The organism is Allobaculum stercoricanis DSM 13633 (assembly GCF_000384195.1).
Lineage (GTDB): Bacteria > Bacillota_I > Bacilli_A > Erysipelotrichales > Erysipelotrichaceae > Allobaculum > Allobaculum stercoricanis.
The window spans coordinates 1490950-1513480 of record NZ_KB913034.1 but is presented as its reverse complement, the minus strand read 5'-3'; the positions used below and the strand labels follow the sequence as shown (position 1 = coordinate 1513480).

General features: G+C 36.2%; 24 protein-coding genes and 1 pseudogene. 24 read left to right on the top strand and 1 reads right to left on the bottom strand.

Annotated elements, in window-relative coordinates:
• Positions 1-199: 199 nt before the first annotated feature.
• From rfbA to ALLST_RS0106880, 18 genes and pseudogenes are all read left to right on the top strand, one after another.
• Entirely contained in the window at positions 200-1087 is an 888-nt protein-coding gene (rfbA, locus tag ALLST_RS0106970; protein ID WP_019893418.1) for a glucose-1-phosphate thymidylyltransferase RfbA, read from the top strand.
• A gap of 264 nt (positions 1088-1351) precedes the next feature.
• On the top strand, positions 1352-1924 hold the full coding sequence (gene rfbC / locus ALLST_RS0106965) for a dTDP-4-dehydrorhamnose 3,5-epimerase (RefSeq protein ID WP_019893417.1): 573 nt from the start codon (positions 1352-1354) through the stop codon (positions 1922-1924).
• A 64-nt stretch (positions 1925-1988) separates the two neighbouring features.
• Entirely contained in the window at positions 1989-3023 is a 1035-nt protein-coding gene (rfbB, locus tag ALLST_RS0106960; RefSeq protein WP_019893416.1) for a dTDP-glucose 4,6-dehydratase, read from the top strand.
• A 188-nt stretch (positions 3024-3211) separates the two neighbouring features.
• On the top strand, positions 3212-4075 hold the full coding sequence (gene rfbD / locus ALLST_RS0106955) for a dTDP-4-dehydrorhamnose reductase (RefSeq protein ID WP_019893415.1): 864 nt from the start codon (positions 3212-3214) through the stop codon (positions 4073-4075).
• 529 nt (positions 4076-4604) lie between these two features.
• Positions 4605-5855: pseudogene (locus tag ALLST_RS10845) on the top strand (IS110 family RNA-guided transposase).
• A gap of 171 nt (positions 5856-6026) precedes the next feature.
• Entirely contained in the window at positions 6027-6344 is a 318-nt protein-coding gene (locus ALLST_RS0106945; protein WP_019893412.1) for a helix-turn-helix domain-containing protein, read from the top strand.
• Positions 6341-6880: an ImmA/IrrE family metallo-endopeptidase gene (locus tag ALLST_RS0106940; RefSeq protein ID WP_019893411.1), complete on the top strand. Its 540-nt coding sequence runs from the start codon at positions 6341-6343 to the stop codon at positions 6878-6880. Before ALLST_RS0106945 ends, ALLST_RS0106940 begins: the two co-directional genes overlap by 4 nt.
• Positions 6881-7102: 222 nt before the next feature.
• Positions 7103-7768: a DUF4417 domain-containing protein gene (locus ALLST_RS0106930; RefSeq protein ID WP_019893409.1), complete on the top strand. Its 666-nt coding sequence runs from the start codon at positions 7103-7105 to the stop codon at positions 7766-7768.
• Positions 7768-8208 (top strand): hypothetical protein, encoded by a 441-nt coding sequence (locus ALLST_RS0106925; protein WP_019893408.1) that lies wholly within the window; start codon positions 7768-7770, stop codon positions 8206-8208. The genes ALLST_RS0106930 and ALLST_RS0106925 overlap by 1 nt, the downstream gene beginning before the upstream one ends.
• A complete protein-coding gene (locus ALLST_RS0106920) occupies positions 8183-8566 on the top strand; it encodes a hypothetical protein (RefSeq protein WP_019893407.1) in 384 nt (127 codons plus the stop codon). Before ALLST_RS0106925 ends, ALLST_RS0106920 begins: the two co-directional genes overlap by 26 nt.
• A 402-nt stretch (positions 8567-8968) precedes the next feature.
• Positions 8969-9067, top strand: a complete 99-nt coding sequence (locus tag ALLST_RS11830; protein ID WP_169336057.1) for a hypothetical protein — start codon at positions 8969-8971, stop codon at positions 9065-9067.
• A 45-nt stretch (positions 9068-9112) separates the two neighbouring features.
• The gene (locus ALLST_RS0106915; RefSeq protein ID WP_026472835.1) at positions 9113-9301 is read left to right on the top strand and encodes a sugar nucleotide-binding protein; all 189 of its coding nucleotides are present in this window, start codon (positions 9113-9115) and stop codon (positions 9299-9301) included.
• Between the two features lie 768 nt (positions 9302-10069).
• Positions 10070-10660: a hypothetical protein gene (locus tag ALLST_RS0106905; protein ID WP_019893405.1), complete on the top strand. Its 591-nt coding sequence runs from the start codon at positions 10070-10072 to the stop codon at positions 10658-10660.
• Positions 10657-11280: an alpha/beta fold hydrolase gene (locus ALLST_RS0106900; protein ID WP_019893404.1), complete on the top strand. Its 624-nt coding sequence runs from the start codon at positions 10657-10659 to the stop codon at positions 11278-11280. The genes ALLST_RS0106905 and ALLST_RS0106900 overlap by 4 nt, the downstream gene beginning before the upstream one ends.
• 226 nt (positions 11281-11506) lie before the next feature.
• Positions 11507-11812 carry an ArsR/SmtB family transcription factor gene (locus ALLST_RS0106895; RefSeq protein WP_019893403.1) on the top strand — a complete coding sequence of 102 codons (306 nt, stop codon included), beginning with the start codon at positions 11507-11509 and terminating at the stop codon, positions 11810-11812.
• An 83-nt stretch (positions 11813-11895) separates the two neighbouring features.
• A complete protein-coding gene (locus tag ALLST_RS0106890; protein WP_019893402.1) occupies positions 11896-12903 on the top strand; it encodes a permease in 1008 nt (335 codons plus the stop codon).
• A gap of 15 nt (positions 12904-12918) precedes the next feature.
• Positions 12919-13269 (top strand): thioredoxin family protein, encoded by a 351-nt coding sequence (locus ALLST_RS0106885; RefSeq protein ID WP_019893401.1) that lies wholly within the window; start codon positions 12919-12921, stop codon positions 13267-13269.
• Between the two features lie 10 nt (positions 13270-13279).
• A complete protein-coding gene (locus tag ALLST_RS0106880) occupies positions 13280-13717 on the top strand; it encodes an arsenate reductase ArsC (protein ID WP_019893400.1) in 438 nt (145 codons plus the stop codon).
• A 98-nt stretch (positions 13718-13815) separates the two neighbouring features.
• Here ALLST_RS0106880 and ALLST_RS11345 read toward each other — a convergent pair whose 3' ends face one another.
• Positions 13816-15654: an MraY family glycosyltransferase gene (locus ALLST_RS11345; RefSeq protein WP_019893399.1), complete on the bottom strand. Its 1839-nt coding sequence runs from the start codon at positions 15652-15654 to the stop codon at positions 13816-13818.
• Between the two features lie 648 nt (positions 15655-16302).
• Between ALLST_RS11345 and ALLST_RS0106860 the strand changes: the two genes are divergently transcribed.
• The 6 genes from ALLST_RS0106860 (at position 16303) to ALLST_RS0106830 (ending at position 22419) form a co-directional block, all read left to right on the top strand.
• Positions 16303-17229, top strand: coding sequence for a diacylglycerol/lipid kinase family protein (locus tag ALLST_RS0106860; RefSeq protein ID WP_019893396.1), 927 nt, complete (start codon positions 16303-16305; stop codon positions 17227-17229).
• An 87-nt stretch (positions 17230-17316) separates the two neighbouring features.
• Positions 17317-17502: a hypothetical protein gene (locus ALLST_RS0106855; protein ID WP_019893395.1), complete on the top strand. Its 186-nt coding sequence runs from the start codon at positions 17317-17319 to the stop codon at positions 17500-17502.
• Between the two features lie 256 nt (positions 17503-17758).
• Positions 17759-19069: an RNA/DNA-binding domain-containing protein gene (locus tag ALLST_RS0106850; protein ID WP_019893394.1), complete on the top strand. Its 1311-nt coding sequence runs from the start codon at positions 17759-17761 to the stop codon at positions 19067-19069.
• A 157-nt stretch (positions 19070-19226) separates the two neighbouring features.
• Positions 19227-20675, top strand: coding sequence for an RNA/DNA-binding domain-containing protein (locus tag ALLST_RS0106845; protein WP_019893393.1), 1449 nt, complete (start codon positions 19227-19229; stop codon positions 20673-20675).
• A gap of 408 nt (positions 20676-21083) precedes the next feature.
• A complete protein-coding gene (locus tag ALLST_RS0106835) occupies positions 21084-22139 on the top strand; it encodes an FxLYD domain-containing protein (RefSeq protein ID WP_019893392.1) in 1056 nt (351 codons plus the stop codon).
• A 55-nt stretch (positions 22140-22194) separates the two neighbouring features.
• Positions 22195-22419 carry a type II toxin-antitoxin system RelB/DinJ family antitoxin gene (locus ALLST_RS0106830; RefSeq protein ID WP_019893391.1) on the top strand — a complete coding sequence of 75 codons (225 nt, stop codon included), beginning with the start codon at positions 22195-22197 and terminating at the stop codon, positions 22417-22419.
• Positions 22420-22531: the final 112 nt, after the last annotated feature.

The following is a 22531-nucleotide window of genomic DNA, read 5'->3' as shown; positions in this document are numbered from 1 at the left end:
CACATGAAGATATTAAAAGTCAACGAAATGAGAAAGCGGTATCTGAAAAAGTTTCAATTTGTTGAAAATTCGTACATTTTGCATAAATAGCCAAAATCTAATCCTCTAACTCAGCGTTGACTTAAAGCATTTGACAATTTGTTTCTTTTACCATGATTTGTCGATAAAATAAGGAAGATAATAAAGGAGACCTAATAATATGAAAGGAATTATCCTTGCCGGAGGATCCGGAACCCGTTTGTATCCACTCACTAAAGTGACGAGTAAACAGCTTTTACCTGTTTTCGATAAACCAATGATCTACTATCCAATGTCCATTTTAATGGAAGCTGGAATTCGTGAGATCATGATTATTTCTACTCCAGAAGATACACCTCGTTTTGAAGAATTACTTGGCGATGGTCATCAGTTCGGTTTAGAACTTTCTTATAAAGTTCAACCTTCTCCAGATGGACTTGCACAAGCCTTCTTACTTGCAGATGAAGAAAACTTTATTGGCAATGATTCTGTAGCGATGATTTTAGGAGATAACATTTTCCATGGTCATGGACTTGCTAAACGTTTAGTAGAAGCTGCAAACCGCAAACAGGGAGCAACTGTATTTGGTTATTATGTTGAAGATCCAGAACGTTTTGGTGTTGTGGAATTCGATGCGAATGGTAAAGCTGTATCTTTAGAAGAAAAACCAGCAAACCCAAAATCAAACTATGCAGTGACTGGTTTATACTTCTACGACAACAAAGTCGTAGAATACGCAAAATCTTTAAAACCATCTGCTCGTGGGGAATTAGAGATCACTGACTTAAACCGTATTTATTTAGAAAATGGAACATTAAATGTAACGGTATTGGGTGATGGATTTACTTGGTTAGATACTGGAACGCATGAATCATTAGTGGATGCGACGAACTTCGTTAAAACAGTCGAAGAACATCAGCACCGCAAAATCGCTTGCCTTGAAGAAATTGCCTTCCGTCAAGGATGGATCACGATTGACGATATGAATGCCGCATACGAAATCTATAAAAAGAATCAGTATGGTGCATACTTAAAGAAATTGATCGATCGTAAATATATCGATAAATAAACAATATAGACAAAATTTCTTTTCAGATTTAGCGCAAGCAATCATTCAATTGTCGATAGTTTTGAAAAATTAAGCGCAATCATTTTTCAAAAATAGAAAAGTTAAATTGTCTAAAATCAAACAAGATGAATCCCTTTTTTCAAAAAGAAGAACTTGCTAAAATCAACTAGGATCAATTTTGTTGATGGATTAAAATACAAACTCGTTTTGGATCGTTTGAAATTTCAAACGCTGAATCCATAGCGAATAGAGGAACAATTAAACATGAAAGTAATTGAAACTAAAATTCCAGGTGTATTGATCGTAGAAACAGATGTGTTTGGCGATCATCGTGGATACTTTACTGAAACATATTCCAAACCTAAATATGAAAAATTAGGTATTGATGTCGATTTCGTTCAAGACAATATGTCTTTCTCTGCACAAGAAGGAACAATCCGTGGTTTACACTGGCAAAACCCTCCTTATGCACAATCGAAATTAGTGAGCTGCACAAAAGGACGTGTCATTGACGTTGCGGTTGATATTCGTAAAGGTTCACCTACTTATGGACAATGGGTATCTTGTGAACTCTCTGCGGAAAACCACCGTCAATTCTTCATTCCTCAAGGATTTGCGCACGGCTTTTTAACTTTAAGTCCTGATGTAGAATTCCGTTATAAAGTCGATAACGTTTATAACAAGGAATCTGAAGGAGCAATTCGCTACGACGATCCAACAGTCAATGTGGATTGGGGAACACTTCTTGAAGGGTTAGAACCTGTTCTTTCTGATAAAGATCGCATTGCTCCAGAATTAGAACAATCTAATAACCATTTCGTTTATCAAGAAAAATAAAGTTTAAAAAATAAAATAAAAAAGATCACAAGCTAAATGCTTTGTGCCTTAGAAAGGGAAAACTATGAAATTTTTAGTCACAGGTGGAGCTGGATTTATCGGTGCCAACTTCGTCAACTATATGGTTAAAAAATATCCAGAAGATATGTTCATTAACTTGGATAAATTAACTTATGCAGGAAACCTTGAAAACTGCAAGGAATCCGAAAACGAACCTAACTACAAATTCGTTAAAGGTGATATCGCTGATCGTGAATTCATCTTCGATCTTTTCGAAAAAGAAAGACCAGATGTAGTTGTAAACTTCGCGGCTGAAAGCCACGTTGACCGTTCCATTGAAGATCCAGAAATCTTCGTTAAAACAAACGTATTAGGAACAACAACTTTATTAGACGCATCTCGTGAATTTGGGGTAACTCGTTATCACCAAGTATCTACAGATGAAGTATACGGAGATTTACCATTAGATCGTCCAGACTTATTCTTCACAGAAGAAACTCCAATCCACACAAGCTCTCCTTATTCCTCTTCTAAAGCAGCTGCGGATTTATTCGTGAAGGCATACCACAGAACTTATGGATTACCTGTAACGATCTCTTGCTGCTCCAACAACTATGGACCTTATCAGTTCCCAGAAAAACTGATCCCATTAATGATTTCTCGAGCTACAGCAGACGAAAAATTACCAGTATATGGTGATGGTGCAAACGTTCGTGACTGGTTATATGTTTTAGACCACTGCAAAGCGATCGACTTAATTATCCGTCACGGTAAAGTTGGTGAAACTTACAACATCGGTGGACACAACGAACGTTCTAACTTACAAGTTGTAAAAACTGTATTAAATGCGGTAAATAAACCAGAATCTTTAATCACATATGTTCAAGACCGTAAAGGTCATGACCGTCGTTATGCGATCGATCCTGCTAAAATTGAAAACGAATTGGGCTGGAAGCCAGAAGAAAACTTCGATACAGGAATTGCCAAAACAATTCAATGGTATTTAGATAACGAAGACTGGTGGAAAAACATCCTCTCTGGTGATTATCAAAACTACTTCCAGAAAATGTACGTGGACAAAGGCCGCGTTGAAGAATAAGCAAGAAAAACTGGCTTATTCTTTCCATTGATATGCTCCATCAAAGAGATGCGATGTTGAATTGAAGATCAAATCAATCCGCAATTTAACGTATAGTCAATGGATTCTCATCAAACGAAGTAAACAATAAGCCGGAGATGACGATGATTGAAATCGCAATCCGGCTTTTATCAAGGAGATCACACAAAATGAAAATTTTGATTACCGGCGCTAAAGGTCAATTAGGAAATGACGTAATCTTAGAAGCAAAAAAACGCGGCTATAACCCAGAAGGGGTAGATGTTGCAGAAATGGATATCACAAAACGCAACGAAGTTGAACGTGTCATTTCTCGTGGCAACTACGATGTCGTTGTGCATTGCGCAGCTTGGACAGCAGTCGATAAAGCAGAAGAACCTGAATTATTCGAAACAGTAGAAGCTGTAAATGCATTAGGAACAAAATATATTGCGGATACTTGCCGTCAGCTCGATATTCCTTTGATGTACTTTTCTACAGACTATGTATTTGATGGTCAAGGAACTGAACCTTGGAAAATCGATGATGAAAAAAATCCATTAAACGTTTATGGAATCACAAAATCTGAAGGTGAAGACTATGTGATGCAAAACGAAAAAAATTGGATCTTACGTATTTCCTGGGTATTTGGAAAAAGTGGACAAAACTTCATCCGCACAATGATTCGTTTAGGAAAAACTCGCGACAGCTTAACTGTTGTTGATGACCAAATTGGATTACCTACATACACTGTTGACTTAGCAAGACTTGTTGTCGATATGATCGAAACTGAAAAATATGGTACATATCATGTCAGCAATACAGGCGAATATATTTCTTGGTACAACTTTGCTAAAGAAATCTTCAAACAAGCCAACATGAAAGTAAAAGTCGTTCCAGTCGGATCTGACCAATACGAAGCAAAAGCAAAACGTCCAACAAACTCTAGAATGGATCTTTCAGCAGTAGAACAAGCTGGATTCACACCACTTCCAGCATGGCAAGATGCATTAGGACGTTACCTTGAAGTCTTAAAAGACATGGGCGAACTTTAGTCTTTCAAGTAAATTCATCTTGACGAAATAAGAAAGGCCGACAATCGGTGAATCAGATTGAATCGGATTTGTGAAACACAGAGAGATTAAAATATCCCGCTAAAATAAACAATAAAATAAGGCGAAGAACTCGAATTGATCGATATTTCGAAATTCGAGATGCTTCGCTTTTTTATATGTAAAAATTCTATTGAGCAAAACGTTAATAAATCTGGAATTTCATAAAATTTATTTGTTTGAATTAAAGTACGAAAATTTCAAAAAAAATAACCATACAGTCGGGCTCTACCACTCCTGATGTAACCGAGTGAATTTGATCACTCGGTCTTTTTTCTCTTGCTATACTGAAATTAGCGGAAGAGATCGTTGCTTTTTTGAGATTTGATCTCGCAAAAAAAATTGATAGAAGATCTTCTGTATGCACCACTGACTGTTTCGAAACAGAACGAATAATTCGCCCTGCTCGAGAACGTAGAAAAAAATATTAATTCGCAGAAGATCGGCCGCTTTTCTATTTTTGGAGGTAATTATGGAAAGACTATATGCGGTTTGTTGTGGTATCGATGTTCACAAAAAGATTTTGGTTGCTTGTTTGAGAACGAAACAATCTACTGAAATTCGTTCTTTTGGTGCATCAACACAAGATCTTCTCGATCTTGTGGATTGATTAACAGCTAATCAATGCGAAGCTGTAGCGATGGAAAGTACAGCTTCATACTGGAAGCCTGTTTTTAATATTCTTGAAGGCTATGATTTAAACCCAATGGTTGTCAATGCTCAACACATGAAACAAGTTCCTGGGCGAAAAACAGATGTAAAAGATGCTGAATGGATTTCTGATCTCTTAATGAATGGACTTCTTAAACCGAGTTTTATTCCAAATAGACGTCAAAGAGAACTTCGCGAACTATGCAGATACAGAAAATCATTGATCGTTGATTTAGGTGCTGAAAAGAATCGACTGCAGAAAATGTTAGAAGGAGCGAATATCAAACTATCTGGGACAATATCCGATATTAATGGTAAGAGTGGAAAAGCTCTTCTTGACTATATTGTTTCTGGCGAAATTTTTGACGAAGAAGCTTATGAACGACTTCTTGCAGAAAAGTTAATTTCTAAACGATTAAAAGCACCTAAAAAACAATTGATCAAAGATATGCAAGGTTGTATCAGCCCAATTCAGGCAAAGATGATCAAAGTGATTCGAACTCATATTTCAGAACTTGAAGCGCACATTAAAGAACTTAATGACGACATTTCAAATCATCTAAACGAAGAAGAAGAAAACGCAGTTGATTTAATCAAAGACATCCCTGGTATTTCAGATACAAGTGCACAAACGATCATTTCAATCATTGGAACAGATATGTCGCGCTTTCCGACAAGCGGAGCTTTGTGTTCATGGGGTGGACTATGTCCTGGAAATCATGAAAGTGCTGGGAAACGAAAGAATGGAAGAACAAACAAGGGGAATAAACTCTTAAGAAGTACTTTAGTTGTCTGTGCTCACTCAGCTGTGTTGAAAAAAGATTCTTACTTTGGAGAAATGTATAAACGGATTGCCTCACATAGAGGAAGGAAAAGAGCTATTGTTGCAGTTGCACATGCAATGTTACAAATCATTTGGCAACTACTCAAAAAGAATGAGAGATATGAAGATTTAGGATCAGATTACTTTGAAAAGAAAAATCACAAAAATAAGTTGATATCAACTTTAAAGAAGCTTGAAAATTTTGGGATAACTCTCATGCCAGAACAACTGGCACAAGTAGCCTTCTAGAATTTTACTATTTTATTTTTTCAAAAACGTCAGGGCTTTTGTGCGCTTTTTTCTAAAATGTTAGATTTGGTTACAGAAAAAAAATCGGTAAGAAACTTGATACAAACGGTAATGATTATTATACTTATGGTAAGTTACATAAACTTGTAACGTCGAAAGGGAGGAAGGACAATGAGTAAGGAGTTTGGAGAGAGGTTATTGAGTTTATTGCAAAGGCAAGGTACAACCCAAAAGGAACTTGCTAAAAGGATTAACACTACTGAAGCTACCCTATCTCGATATATTTCAGGAGATAGAGAGCCTAAGGCAAATGTGGTCGCTAATATCGCAACAGCATTACACACTACCTCCGATTATCTACTCGGTATAGAACAAGATGGTTTTGATTATCCAAGGGTTGAGCGATTGTTAGCAAGAAATTCTGCAAATATAACCGTAGAGCAAAAACGAGCTCTCATTAATGCTTTGTTTGGGGAGGATCAATATTGATATATAGATTATCAGCAGAACGATACGAAGAAATCAAAGAGATTATCGTCGATCTTTTTGAGAGACTATCTATTCAATGTATTCCAATCAGTGGATTTGAAATTGCAACAAAACTTGGAGTTATCGTAGTCCCATATTCTTCTAAACCTATTGAGACACGTAGACTTATGCTGGAAGAAAGTGAGGATGGATTTTCTGTTAAGAAAGGAGGGCATTGGTATATTTTTTATAACGACGAAAATGAGTATAGACGTATCAATAATACAATTTGTCATGAATGCGGACATATCGTATTAGATCATTCAGAAGCAAGTGAATTGGCAGAAGCTGAAGCTAATTTTTTTGCGAAGTACGCTCTTGCTCCACCTGTACTTATTCATAAGCTCAAGCTTCAGAATCCATATGAAATCTACAATCATTTTGATATCAGCCGTGAGGCATCTGACTACGCTTATTCTTATTATCAGAAATGGCTAACCTATGGTCATAGAGACTATACCAATTATGAATTAAGATTGCTTCAGCAGTTTGCATAGAGGAATGTGATTGATTTTATGAAAGGGGGTGGTAGGTATTGATTGTAGTAGTCCATCAATTAAAAAATGCATCTAATAAATTGCGGGAACAGTTTATTAGATGCGATTTCTTCGGATGTGATCATCCTAATCTAAACATTGAAATTATGCCACATCTGAAGATTTTTTCAAGAAAGCCATATAAAAACATTGAAAAAAACAGCAAAAGAGGAGGCATAATTTATGTCAAGAATAAATAGCACCCGTAACGGATGCAGAGATGTTTTTCATGCATTTTTAATTAAAAATGCTAACTATGATAGTTTGTTAGAAATTCCATGTTTAAAATTGGAAACGCAAAAACCAAACAAAGTAATTTCATTTACAAAAGCATTGCGAAGTACTGAGTATGATGCATGGGTACATTTTTATGAAGACGACGCAAACTTTGAAAGGCTTTGGAATAAACCGCATGTTTATCTTCCAATTCTCAAAAAATTTAAGGGAGTCATATCCCCTGATTTTAGTGTTTATCGCGACATGCCTTTGGTAATGCAGTATTGGAATATCTATCGAAGCAGAGCGATAGCTCATTGGTTACAAGAAAATGGGGTGGCCGTGATTCCAAATATTCGCTTTGGAGATAAAAGAACTTATAAACTATCTTGTGCAGGAATAACAAAACATGGCGTTATAGCAGTAGGCTCGCATGGGTGTATGAAGCTAGTTGTAGAACGTGCTTATTTCCAAAGAGGACTTAATTATGTAATTGAAAGCTTGAAACCTTCAGCTCTTATTGTATATGGTGCAATGCCGCAAGAAGTTTTTGCTCCGTATCAGGAAATGGGAATTGAAATATTGCAATTCGATAGTGAATTTATGCAAAGCAGAAAGGCTGTGGATGCTTAATGGGTGCAGGTTTTCACGGAGGTTTTGGAAATACTTACGGTGCACGGAAAAATCATAAGGATTATATTGAAAAGAATTTACCTAAAGGTTCTCCGATAAAAATTCCATCTTCTGCTACGATCAAAGAGGAACGTAAAAACGGATATGATCAAGTAAAATATACATGGAAACAAGGTGATTATTCCTATACGAGTCGCTGGCATACACCCACTCCTAATGCTCCAGCTGGGCAAGGGGATTCGTGGGTTGTCGAACGTAAAAAAGCAGGCGTTGGATATGGAAAAAACGCACATCCAAAGACAGAAGAGATTTTAGTAGGAAAAAACAAATGGATTTCAAAAAAAGAGTGGAGAGATGCAATAATAGCTCGAAAAAAAGGAACGCTAACAAAGGGACAAAAGGAGCAGTTAGACAATGGACATTGGAAAGATAAAAGATAATTATAAATTCTTTGAGAATTTTGATGATGAGCCTGAAATAATATTTGAATCAGATAGAGAAGATATGGAAATATTACATGTGTGGGAAGGCTACTTGGACGATATATTACGAGATCCAGACCTTGAAGGTGCTGGATGGTTAGGGTTCACGAGAGATTATCATCAATGCAAAGGAGCATTTGGAGATGAATCTATAGAGGTGATAACAAATATATCAGAATATTTGGATGATTTAAAATCATATGCAACCCGTAAATTTGATTATGAGGATACAAAGGATGTTTACGATATGCTTTTTTCTTGGTTAGAAGAGGCAATAAATAAAAGATGCAAAAAGATAATTGTAAAAGTCGTTTGATAAGTTTAATAAAGTAAAATTAATCTCCATTGCAGGTTCTTATAAGCTGGATGATAATTTGAGTTGAAATAAATAACGAATGCCGATATAGGAATAGCACATGTACTAGGCACTGAATCGATTTGTTCACGATTTATGACACTTATTAAATTAAGTTTCCTCTAATGTGTATGATTTATACCCTATATAAAAGACGTTTTTTAATTGATCTTAATCCATGTCTAGGCAATTAGTATATGATGAACAATTAAATATATTCATCATATAAAAGTTATTAGTATGCCTGGAAAATCATCTTACGTATATTGTAGAAATATGCAATGCGATAAAGAATAAACATTTTAAATGGTTCTCTAATTTAATCCTCAGACACTGGAATGGATTCGCTATACAGATTTCTACTTGTTTAATGGCAAAACAGAGGGGATCAATCATAGAATCAAAACAGTTCTAAGCTTGTCTTATGATTTTCGAGATGATGAATATTATTTATTAAAGTGAATAGACATGAGTCGCTATAGATAATCTATGAATTAAGCGGCCGATATGATCGAAACTGAAAAATATGGTACATATCATGTCAGCAATACAGGCGAATATATTTCTTGGTACAACTTTGCTAAAGAAATCTTCAAACAAGCCAACATGAAAGTAAAAGTCGTTCCAGTCGGATCTGACCAATACGAAGCGAAAGCAAACGTCCAACAAACTCTAGAATGGATCTTTCAGCAGTAGAACAAGCTGGATTCACACCACTTCCAGCATGGCAAGATGCATTAGGACGTTACCTTGAAGTCTTAAAAGACATGGGCGAACTTTAAGGATGAATCAATCCCATTTCATCTAAACAAAATCAGGCGAAGAACTCATATCGATCAATCGTTCGATATTCAAGGTTCTTCGCCTTTTAAATTACAGAAAGATTGTATGGTGAATTTGTTTAAAACTGAAATGATTCTTGCAGAAAATTTGCTTGGTTTAAATGTGATGTTCAAATAAAATTTTTTAATAGGTGGATTATCAAATTAAACGCAACATTTAATGTGAGTTCATAACTTCATTTGGTGTTTTGTATTAAGATAGCAAACTTTTCAGTATTTCATGCGTAGCTAACACATTTCCTTCTCTAACTCACATTTTACTCAAGTATGGGGAAAAATCGGTCAATATGAGAGAACAGAAGTAAGGTCAATGCAGTGATGAAAAAGAACTCTTATGATTTCGAATAAGTGTATTCTTGGCAAATCTTTAATTATGTTTTTTAAAATGCACTTTCAAAAAAATAATAAAATTTAAGATTTTGAAAGCGACGTTTATATGAAAACAATCTCAAGAATAACAACATATGCAAGTTGTCTAATGTAAAAAATGCAAGTTGTCTAATGTAAAAAAACAGAGATTAGATATATTCAAAAAAGAGTGCGAGATGTAATAATAACTAAAAAAGACATCTAAATCATTGAGAGGTTGGAAACGACAAGAAAGGGAATTAAAAACGTAATTATGACGATCATTATATATGTGCTGACGATATTGTTGGCAATTGCAGTATTCTTTATCATCAAAAATAAACGATACAAAGTTGTGCCGTTTGTTAGTGGGGTTATTTTAATATTTTTTGGCGGATGTCTATTGATCTCGATGATCTCTTTAGTTGTTCCTTATGGAGAAATATTGATCTTTCCTCTAGGTTGCATCGTATTGGGCGTGGTCGTGATCTTGGCTGCGTTGAACGATTTCTATTCTTTAGTTCGATGCAAAGATAAGGTGGCTGGAATTTATCACGGCTATAACACGTATTATGGGGGAAATGGTGTTTCTACCCAAGCTCCTGTGTTTGAATATATGTATAACGGAACGCTCTACAAAGAACAGACAGCGCAAACAGTTTCTTATAAACTATTAACGCAAAAGATGAGAAATGGCCAAACGTATAATATTTATGTGGATCCGAAACATCCGGCTGTCTTTATTCTTCAAAAAAAGATAAAAGTGAGTTCAATCGTTACTGTTATTTTTGGAATTATGTTTTTTTCCACAGGGATTATGACGTTATGGGAACTATTCCCTGTGTTTTGGAGATTGATTCAATGAAATATATATTTGTACATGGGATGGGACAAAATGCTTCGAGTTGGGATAAAACAATAGCTTGTTTAAATAACGGTATTCAACCCATCTGCTTGGAATTAAGTGATTTTTTCACAGAAGAAAGCTGTGATTACCAGAATTTATATTCTCGTTTTTGCGATTATTGCAATCAACGATCTGAGCCACTGAATCTATGTGGTCTTTCTCTTGGTGCAGTTCTTGTATTAAACTATGCGATCGAGTTTCCAGAGCGAATAAAATCGTTGGTTCTTATTGCACCACAGTATGATATGCCGAAATTTCTACTCAAAGTGCAGAATGTGGTTTTTAGATTGATGCCAGAGAGTCAATTTAAAAACATAGGTCTTACGAAAAAGGATTTTCTGTCTCTTACAAATTCAATGATGGATCTTGATTTTACAGATAAACTTGAGAAGATTTCTTGTCCTGTTTTGATCCTTTGCGGAAAACAAGATCATGTGAATAAAAAAGTGGCACTTAAAATTTCTGAAAATATACTGAATGTTCAATTTTGCATGATTGATCATTCAGGGCACGAAGTGAATGTAGATAATCCGAAGGAACTTGCTCATATCTTAAATGAATTCATCTGCCAAGAATGACGAAATTGAATATAATATGCCGTGAGTAATTCATCTCATCATAAAGATTGTGTTCTGCCTAAAGTAGGGGAAAGGATTTCAGTTTGTATAGGCAATCAATCATCTTTTGTATGGAAAAAGAAGAAGAGTAAAAGGTAAATAAGAATATTTGATTGAAAAGATTGCAAGTCAATATATGGGGTTTATACTGTATATATCAAAATAATTTGATGTGAGGACTGTTTTCATGACTGATTTTTCTAAAGATGCGGCGATTTTTAAGGCGCTTTGCGACGTAAAAAGATTGGCGATCTTAGACGATTTAAAGAGTGGAGAAAAATGTGCTTGTGCTCTTATTGAAAAGATGAATATTAAGCAATCCGCACTATCCTACCACATGAAAATACTTTGTGATTCGGGCATTGTAAAAGCTAGACAAGAAGGGAAATGGACGCATTACAGTTTGAGTCAAAGTGGCAGTGAATATGCGTCAAAACGATTGTTAGAGCTCACTACACCAAATGAGGATCATCCAACAAAATGCTGCAAATAAAAGTCATCGAAAGGTGACTTTTATTTGGCGTTTTCACATCAAAAAAAGTTGATCTATTGAACAAAGGAGGATCTGAATTGAGTATGATTCAATCAATATGGCAATTCATTCAAGATCAAATCTTAGGAATGAAGTGGTTAAATGATGGGATTGGACAGGGATTATCGGTGATTGGATTTGATATGAATACACGTTTAGGGGGAAGTGTTCAATTTTTTCTCTACGATGTTATTAAAATCACCATTTTATTATGTGTCTTAATTTTCTTGATCTCGTATATTCAAAGCTATTTTCCCCCAGAGCGCTCGCGTAAAATTTTAGGGCGATTTCATGGAATTGGTGCGAACATTCTAGCTGCATTACTCGGAACAGTGACGCCGTTTTGTTCGTGTTCTTCTATTCCCTTATTTATTGGTTTTACAAGTGCCGGATTACCATTAGGTGTCACGTTTTCTTTTTTGATTTCTTCTCCGATGGTGGATTTAGGAAGTCTTGTTTTACTCATGAGTATTTTTGGGGCAAAAGTGGCGGTTGTTTATGTGATTGTAGGTTTGATCATTGCGGTGATTGGCGGAACGATTATTGAACACATGCACCTAGAAGATCATGTGGAAGATTTTATCAAACAGGCAAGTTATGTAGACATTGCATATGTCAGCTTGTCCTATCAAGACAGAATTCAATATGCCAAAGAACAAGTGATCCAAACGTTTAAAAAAGTATTTCCTTATATTTTGATCGGCGTTGGCCTAGGTGCAATGATTCATAACTGGATTCCCGAAACTTGGATTGAAAAGATTTTAGGAAGTGAAAATCCCTTTGGAGTAATCTTTGCTACGCTTGTCGGTGTTCCGATGTATGCCGATATTTTTGGGACGATTCCAGTAGCGGAAGCTTTACTTGCCAAAGGGGCGCAACTCGGGACAATTTTATCTTTTATGATGGCCGTTACGACATTGAGTTTGCCCTCGATCATCATGCTTAAAAAGGCAATAAAACCAAAACTATTAGGCGTATTCATTACGATTTGTACAGTGGGCATTATTGTTGTTGGCTATCTCTTTAATGCGCTGAGTGCGTTCTTGATTTAAGTGGAGAAATTAGACATGAAATTATTTGGACAAAAATTAAAAACAAAATCTTGTTGTTGTGATCAAACTTGCTTGCCAGAACAAACGCAAAATGAGCAAGTCAACAAACCAAAACAAGGAATTCAAATATTAGGTTCAGGGTGTGCAAGATGTACGGCATTAGAAAAAGCAACCCACCAAGCTGTTGAAGAACTTCAGCTCGATCTTGAAATTGAACATATTCGCGATTTTGCGCAAATTGCAAGTTATGGAGTGATGTCGACACCAGCTCTAGTCGTTAATGGTCAAGTGCTCTCTTATGGAAAAGTATTGACGGTCAATGAAGTAAAAGCATTGTTGAGTCAGTTAGAAATAAAGAAAGGTTAGGCGTTCATTGATGAAAAAACCAAAAGTCGCTTTTGTCTGTGTTCATAATTCTTGTCGTAGCCAAATTGCGCAAGCACTCGGACAACATCTTTGTGCAGATACATTTGAAAGCTATTCGGCAGGCACAGAAACAAAACCGCAGATCAATCAAGATGCTGTTCGCTTGATGAAAGAGATTTATCAAATCGATATGGAAAAAACACAATATTCGAAGTTGTTATCCGAATTGCCCCAAGTCGATATGGTGATCACAATGGGCTGCAATGTAAGTTGTCCAACGATGCCTTGTGAATATCGTGAAGATTGGGGATTGGCAGATCCGACGGGAAAAGAGGATGAAGAGTTTTCAAAAACGATCCGTGCGATCCATGCCAAAATTCTTGAATTAAAAGAAAGAATTAAAAATAATGAATTTGTTTTAATGGAAAATCAATCCAACAATCAATAAGTCAATAGAAAAAGGTCTTCATAAAAGCGAGGATATTGAATCCACTTGCTGATGATGAAGACCTTTTTTTTGATTTCGTTTTGAAGAAAACGGATTGATTATTTGCTTTCTTGCGCTTCATCTTCTAATGAAGATTCTGCTAAGGAAAAAGCTGAGAGGGCGCTAGGATAAACGACTTCTTCAACATCGTTTTGTGAAGTTGAATCGCTTTGTTTTGTTTGATCCATTTTGTCATGGGTGTCTACGGACTTTGTTGAAGTCGGCATTTGTGAAGAAGAATCATGATGATAAAGATCTTCTTCGAGAATACCATCGGCATCAAATGCAAAGAGTCGAGGTTGGATGACTTGGAATTCAGATTGAGCTGAATTACTTTTTGTTGTTTGCACAAAAGCAACTTGCTTGGAGCTTTCTTGCATTTGTTGATTCGAGTTTGCGTTTTGTTTTGAATCTTGGTTTAAACGCATGTTTTCAAGAATCGTTGTCGGGTCTGCTTGGAAAGCAGATTGATTAAAGAACTCACTTGCTGGACGTTGTTTAAACTGTTCCAATTCACTTTGTTCTTGCGGCGTCATCGTAAAAGAAGCTAAATATTCTGCGACATTTTCCGCATTGGGAATAGAAGAATCAAGATCTGGACCATTATCTGGATTAGCTGTTGTATTTGGATATTCTAGAGTGCGATCCATTGCGAATGATGCTTGTGTATCATTCGCGTCTAAAGACAAGTGAGGATTATTGTTTAATCCTTCTTGATAGCCCGCAAGTTCAATTTCATGTGAGGCTTTGTCTTGTGCTAACTCTTTGATCAGTTCTTGTTCTTTGAGTTCGTTTTCTAGCTTGGCGATTTCTTGATCGACTTCTTCATCTTCTTCATACCAAGCCGGTCTGTTTTTGAAAAAAGGTTTAAAGATCCCTCTAAAAAGTGAATGGATTGGATGGAACGAAGGGGAAATCATTCCCGTACGTTCAATAAAGAGTTCAATGCCCAACATTAAGATGAACATCAACAACATGCCGATTCTGCGATCATGGATATAAACGAAGGCACTCATGCCAAAACCAAAGGTAATGGCACACATAATCAAGACACTTGTTGTTTGCCCAAAGCGAGCCATCAATTGGTGATGTAAGTGAGAGCGATCGGCTTGGTCGAAAGGAATATGTTTAATCTTACGACGTAAAATGGCCGAGAACGTATCGATAATGGGTAAAATCAAAATCAAGATTGGAAAACTCAATGTCATCATTGTTGAAGACTTAAATCCAAGCAAAGAGATGGATGCGATCATACAGCCCAAAAATAACGAGCCACAATCGCCCATGAAGATCGATGCCGGATGCGAGTTGTATAACAAGAATCCAAGGATACTGCCCATCATGATTAAAGAGAGTAAGACGATGTCTCCTCGTTGATCGACAATTGAAATCGAACAAACAACCGAGAGCACAACGAGAATCATCCCGCCGCATAGACCATCTAAGCCGTCTAAAAAGTTAATCGCATTCGTAATACCGACTACCCACAGAATGGTAAAGATCGAAGTGATCATAGTATTGGTAATCGGAACACCGAGTACACGTAAAGTATCGACTCTGACGCCAAAGACGAGTAAGATCATGGCACATCCTACTTGGAGAAGAAATTTAAACTTAGCAGGTAAATCTAAAAAGTCATCCCACAGCCCAATTAAAAACATCAATGAACTGGCAAGATAAATACCGAGTATCGAACGGTCAGCTTTAAAGAATAAAGCCAGGCCAACAGAAAATGCGATAAAAATTGCGATTCCACCAATTCGAGAAATAATTCCATGGTGGATGGTTCTTTCATTTTGTTTTGCCCAAGCCTCAGTTTTGATCGACACTTTTTTGACAAGTGGAATCAAGAGGGTGGACAGACAAAACGGAACCACAAAAGCCAGAAGGGTTTCCATAATGACCACCTTTCTTTATGTAAAACAGTTTTATTATAGACAAGATCTGCCATAATTGAAAACTCAACAAAATCTTTAGTCTTTGTAAATTGAATTTGAGGACAAAGACAGAGCATTAAAATTTAGATTCAATTCAAAGATTCACTAAATGAAACAGAAAACAAAAAGACATCAAAATAAAGTTCTAGATGGGCAAACCATAAATCCCAACCCAAAATGGAAGGTTAAAGAAGCATCTTTGTAAAGATTAAATGAAAATGGCAATCACCAAAGATTGAAGAAAAAGAGGAAGTGGAACTGGGAAAAAAGAAGGGAAATCTTCCGTCATAGATTTTGGATTGCTTTCAATTTCAAGTCTATATGTTGAAGGAGTAATAAAAAGAAGCAGAATGAAAAACAAAATTGCTTTTCATCCTCGAATTTTCAGTGGTGGTGATATAGTTGTGTTTATGATTTTTTGTCGACTATTGGATCACTTTGCGGATGCGATTCTGGATCAAATCAAAAACTCAAGCATCAAGACAGCTCTATACGAAAAAACATCTATAGTCAACATTAAGACATACAATCAATCAAAAGAGAAAAAATTGAGTTCGATCAATATCTTGTATTGGCCTTTTTTGTTTTGTATTTCAAGGAGAATTTGTCATGAAAAAACTCTTATTAATTTATAATCCTGTTTCTGGAGATGGCAGAATTGTGCCGGCATTATCGTCTATTGTCGATCTCATGACAAAAGAAGAATATCTAGTGACTGTTTATCCCACGCAAAAACCACTAGATGCTCAAGAACAAATTGAAGAGATTGCCCATGATTTCGACCGCATTGTAGTCTGTGGAGGAGATGGCATGTTACATGAGGCAATTAATGGTTGGCTCTCCAGTCCAAAAATGAAAAACAAGGCCCCAATTCTCGGCTATATTCCAACCGGAACAGTAAACGACTTTGCCTCAACTCATCAAATTAGTAAAGACCCAATAGAAGCAACCAAAATTGCGGGAGGAGGACATTGGGAGTCTGTTGATATCGGTCAGTTCAATGATCAATATTTTAGCTATGTTGCCGCATTTGGAATTGCGACTGCAGTGTCCTATCAAACGCCCCAACGCTTGAAACAAAAATTAGGACCTCTTGCCTATGTGCTTGAAGCCCTCAATTCTGTTGATTTTTCACATTGGGAAAATAACTGCGAAACGATGAAGATCTCTTGGCAAGATCATGAAATTGAAGGTGATTTCCTTTATGGAATGGTCTCCAATTCGCAATATGTAGCTGGACAAGATTTCTTCAAATCTAGTCTATTCGATTGGCAAGATGGATTACTCGAAGGTCTCTTTATTCGTCGACCGATGAATATCATAGATTTAAATACAATTATTGGCGGACTGACTAGAGGAGATTTCTCTCATCCACTTTTTGTCTTAGCCCAATCACCATGGTTTGACTTTGAAACCCACCAATCAAAGTGGACATTAGATGGCGAATATGGTGGCACGCAGGATCATGTCAAAATCCAAGTTGTACCCAATGCGATTAACATCGCAATGCCCCCAAAGCAAGATAAGAATACATAGGAAAAAAATTTATTCTTTGACAAATCAAATCTAGAATATAAATCAAAAGGACATTCTTATACGAAATCATAAGGATGTCCTTTTTCAATGCCAGGGAAAGAGAGCGAACATTTGAGAAAAGTGAGAGGAATAGAACGGGGGAAAACGGGGTATAAAATAAAAAAAAACAAATCAATCACTGCGAAAAAAGTAAAAGAAGTAATTAATAACGGAGAAACACTTTCAAGGAAACAATTAAAACATTTAGAAAATCTATCTCTAATTGAAAAGTGAATATTCATAGATTGGTGAATAAATAGTGAATATTCATGTTTTAAGGTGAATAAAGTGAATGTATAGATATAATGGAAGCAAGAGATTGTTAAATAGATTTTTTGATTTTAATTCAGAACGACAAAATAAAAGAAAAAGACAGATTGTTTTACTCAATACGATCTATATGCGACTGTTATTCAATATTTAGGTTAGAAAATAATAGAGAGATGACGCAATAGACATTGAAATATGGATTAGAGTGGAGGTGTTTTGTATGCAATATGAAAGTGAACGGATCGAATATAAATCGCAAATGATTGAAGATCTATATCGAGAAGTGATTGCCTTTGCGAACACAGAAGGCGGAGTAATCTATATTGGTATCGATGATCAAGGCAATGTAAAAGGAATTGATAATGTAGATGAAACATATAATCGGATCACAAATGGAATACGTGATGTGATTGTACCGGATGTTACGATGTTTGTGAGATATGTTCTTCAAGACGACAAGGTGATTCGAATCGAAGTCGGCCAAGGTTTGAATAAACCTTATTTTTTAAAAAACAAGGGAATGAAACCGAGTGGTGTTTATGTCCGTCAAGGGGCATCTAGCATACAAGCGTCTTTTGAGCAAATTCGAAAAATGATCAAAGATGCGGATGGAGATCATTTCGAGAATTTACGTTGTTTAAAACAAGATTTGACATTCCAAGCAGCGCAAGATGCTTTTTTGCGATATGGCGTCGAATTCTCAGAAGAAAAATATCGAGCGCTAGGCATTACAAATCATGACATCTTCAGCAATCTTGCTTTGCTTGTATCTGATCAGTGTCTCCATACGACAAAAATTGCCGTGTTTAACGATGAATCATGCACAGAGTTTAGAGATAGTCGAGAATTTGGTGGTTCATTATTCAAACAGTTCGAAGATTCAATAAACTATCTTGATCTGTGCAACAAGACGGTTTCCACAATTAAAGGAATGATTCGAACGGATAAAAAAGATTATCCGGATGAAGCGATTCGAGAGGCATTGTTAAACGCTCTGGTTCATCGTGATTATAGCTTTAGTGGCAGTGTCATCATTAATGTAAACGACGATAAGATGGAATTTATTTCTTTAGGTGGATTATTGCCTGGACTTACCAAAGAGGATATTCAAATTGGAATTTCGCAACCAAGAAATAAGAAATTGGCAGAAATCTTTCATCGCCTCCATTTAATCGAAAGTTATGGTACGGGGATTCGTCGTATTTTTAAACTGTATGAACATTGTCCTGTTCAACCAAGTATTGAAGTAACGACGAATGCTTTTAAAATAATGCTCCCTAATATGAATGCCAAGCATGATGCTATTGAAGATCGAGAAGAAGTCATAAATAGAATCCCATTAACCATTACACCACAGATGCAAAAAGTACTTGATTATCTAGTTCATCATGGCCAGATGAGTGATGAAGATTTGCAAGACTTATTAGAGATCAAAAGGACAAGAGCTTATCTACTGACAAAGCAAATGAATGAACAAGGTTTGATTTCAATTGTCGGAAGAGGAGTAAACAAGAGATACAAATTAAAATAGTCAGGTTTATTCTGCAGGATTAGCTTTACTTGCGGTGGTGAATAATCAAATTAAGTATCGCACTTGATTTGATGCATACCTCTAGAAAAAAACAAAGTTAATTTTTTAAGAAAATCATCGTATAATAAAAAAACAAAATGAAATGGGGGAATGACTAATGACAGAATACGAACTTTTGAAGCTTATTCAAGAGGGAGAGAATATTCATGTGGAGTTTAAAAAATCAACGAATGAGATCACAAAAGATGTATATGATACGGTTTGTTCATTTTCCAACCGGGAAGGTGGCACGATTGTCTTAGGCATAAAAGACAATGGAGATATTCTTGGCATAGCCCCAAATGCTGTAGATCATTTGAAAAAGGATTTTGTCACAACCATCAATAATGGAGAGAAAATTAATCCACCACTTTACTTGCAGCCGGAAGAATATTCTATAGAGGGGAAGATTATTTTGGTTATTCAAGTGCCTGTCGCTAGCCAAGTTTGCCGGCATCGCGGACGGATTTTTGATCGAAACCACGAGGCCGATATTGATATCACCAATAACTCCGACATGGTATATCAGCTATATGCGAGAAAAAGCGGTAGCTATTTCGTCAATAAAGTCACACGTTTTCAATTGAATGATTTACGTTCTGATTTGTTAGATCGGGCACGTGTGATGACTACAAGTCGCAATCGGAATCACCCCTGGAAAACTATGAGTGATGAAGAACTCCTGCGCAGCGCTGGACTTATTTTACGAGATGAAGAACGTCAAATTGAAGGAATCACCATAGCTGCAATTCTTCTTTTTGGAAAAGACTCGACCATTATGTCGGTTCTTCCTCAGCATAAAACGGATGCTATTTTCCGAGTTGAAAATTTGGATCGTTATGATGACCGAGATGTCATGATCACCAATCTTCTAGAAACTTATGATCGGTTGATGGCATTTGGACAAAAACATCTCAGTGATCCATTCGTTCTAGATGGAATTCAAAGTGTTAGTGCTAGAGATCAAATTTTGCGAGAGATTTTCTCCAACAGTTTGGCTCATCGCGATTATTCCAGCGGTTATGCTGCTAAATTTGTCATTGAAAAAGATCGGATGTATACAGAAAACGCGAACCGATCACATGGTCATGGAACTCTACAGTTGTCCTCGTTTGAACCATTTGCGAAAAATCCTCCGATTTCTAAGGTGTTTAGAGAAATTGGCCTAGCAGATGAGTTGGGATCTGGTATGAGAAATACGTATAAATATACCAAGTTATATTCTGGTGGGACACCGGAATTTATAGAGGGGGATATATTCCGGACAGTCATTCCGCTTGCGCCAATTGCGGTTGAAAAAGTCGGCCCGCCAGATAGGACCCAAGATAGGACCCAAGATAGGACCCAAGATAGGACCCAAGATAGGACTTATGATGCAATTCTTGCCTTTTGTATTGAGCCGCACTCTAAGGTAGAAATCTTAGAATATTGTGGATATAAAAGTTCAAAAAAATTCACTCAAAATTATTTGCGTCCATTGCTGAATGAAGGCAAGTTGAAAATGACTTTGCCAGATAAACCGAGAAGCAGGCATCAAAAATATATCACCGTCAAGAACACTGAATAAAACTAATTTCTAAAAGCTCTTCAAAGCATAGACACAGGATGAAGATCGATCCGTGTGAGTGTTTGAGGAGCTTTTCTTATGGTCAGTAAATGAATAAAGATATATTGTAGAACGACGAATAATTTCAAAAATGAGCTGTAATCGTTAGTCATAAATAAATCCAACAAGATGATTTTTGTCTTGATCTGAATAGTTGATGACTAATTGGATGGAGTTGAAATAGTTCACTTAATTGAGATTAATTATTCAAATAAAAATAAAACAGAAATTGCAACTTGAGTATCGGCGTTATAGATATACAATGAGATTGATAAAAGGCGATGGTTATAACTGTTAGATTTAATAGGGGGCAATTAACGGTTAAAGGTCGCAAGCTATCGATCATGGGAAGAGAAGGAGAAATGAAACATGAAATCTAAAAAATCAAAAATTATCGCTGGCATTGCTGGCGGGGTCATTGTCGTAGCTACAGCACTTTTCGTAACGTTATATTTAATCCCATACAATGAAGCTAAAGTGGAATACAATATCGCAAAAGAACAGTATGATGCAAAAGTCACTGAGCTCAAACAAATCAATTTAGAATTAAACGAAAATGCTGATCAATTAGAAGAAACTGTAGGGGCACCAGATATTCCTATTGATCAATTCTTGATCTCGTCTGCACAAGACATGGTTAAAGAAGCGCGTGAATGTTCACAAAAAGAGATTGCGCAAGCACCTGGTGCACCATTTAGTATTGATAAAATCAAACCTGTATCTGCTGAAGTTTTAGAGGCAAAAGATGTAGTAAGCGAATTGGTGGATTCCAATGGTGAAGTTCTTACAAAAATCAAAGAAGCAAGTGAACATTACAGTTCAATCATTACGAATTTCGCAACAGCAAGTATCGATGTTGAGTGGTTTAATGTGGACCAAGATCTCACTGTATTAAGATTTGTCAGCAAAATTACCAACCCTAACGATGCAGTATTGCGAGATGTAGAGATTGAGTGGACTGCATACGATGCTCAAGGCGCTGTTGTCGGAAGCTATTCTGGTATGCAATCGGATATTCCAGCAAATGGATCTATTTATTATGTTGGCGGCGCAGGGGGTGCTAATTTGTCGGCAACTCCAGCGAGTGTCGAAGTAAAAGTAATTAGTGATGGAATTTTAACAAACAGAGTTAATCCAAATATCGAAGTCAGCAACATCCAAATCAAAAATGCATTTTTCGGCGGTAGTTATGATGTTTCTGCGGAATGTAAAACAGATACAGAAATTAGTACTTCTCGTCTAGATGGACAATTTATTTTAAAAGATGAAAATGGAACAATTATCGATGCAGAATTTTGGAGTGCAGATAACTTGCCAGAAATGATTAAAGAAGAAGGAAAGTTTGTTGTTTCAGATTACTTTTTAAATGTTCCAGCCATTCCTACGACTGCTGAAGTTTACATGTATTATGTGATGAACGATTAAAATATAAAAAATATACAAGGCTGTCTGATTACAGATATAAAAGGGAATATAGGTTATGGCTAATATAAATATTTATATTGATGATCAATTAAAAAGAGAAAGTGAAATGGTCTTTGAACAACTAGGAATTTCGCTTTCTGTAGGCATTACGTTGTACTTGAAGCAAGTGGTGCGTACAAATGGAATTCCATTCGAATTAAACGCAGATCCATTCTATTCAGCCGAAAACCAGTCGCGTTTAATGATCGCAAAGAAAAGAATGGAAAAAACAAGTGGATAATTCAAGAATTGATTAAGGATATTGAAGATTAAATCTTGTTATGACTTTGCTAGATAAACCGAGAAGCAGGCATCAAAAATATATCACCGTCAAGAACACTGAATAAAACTAA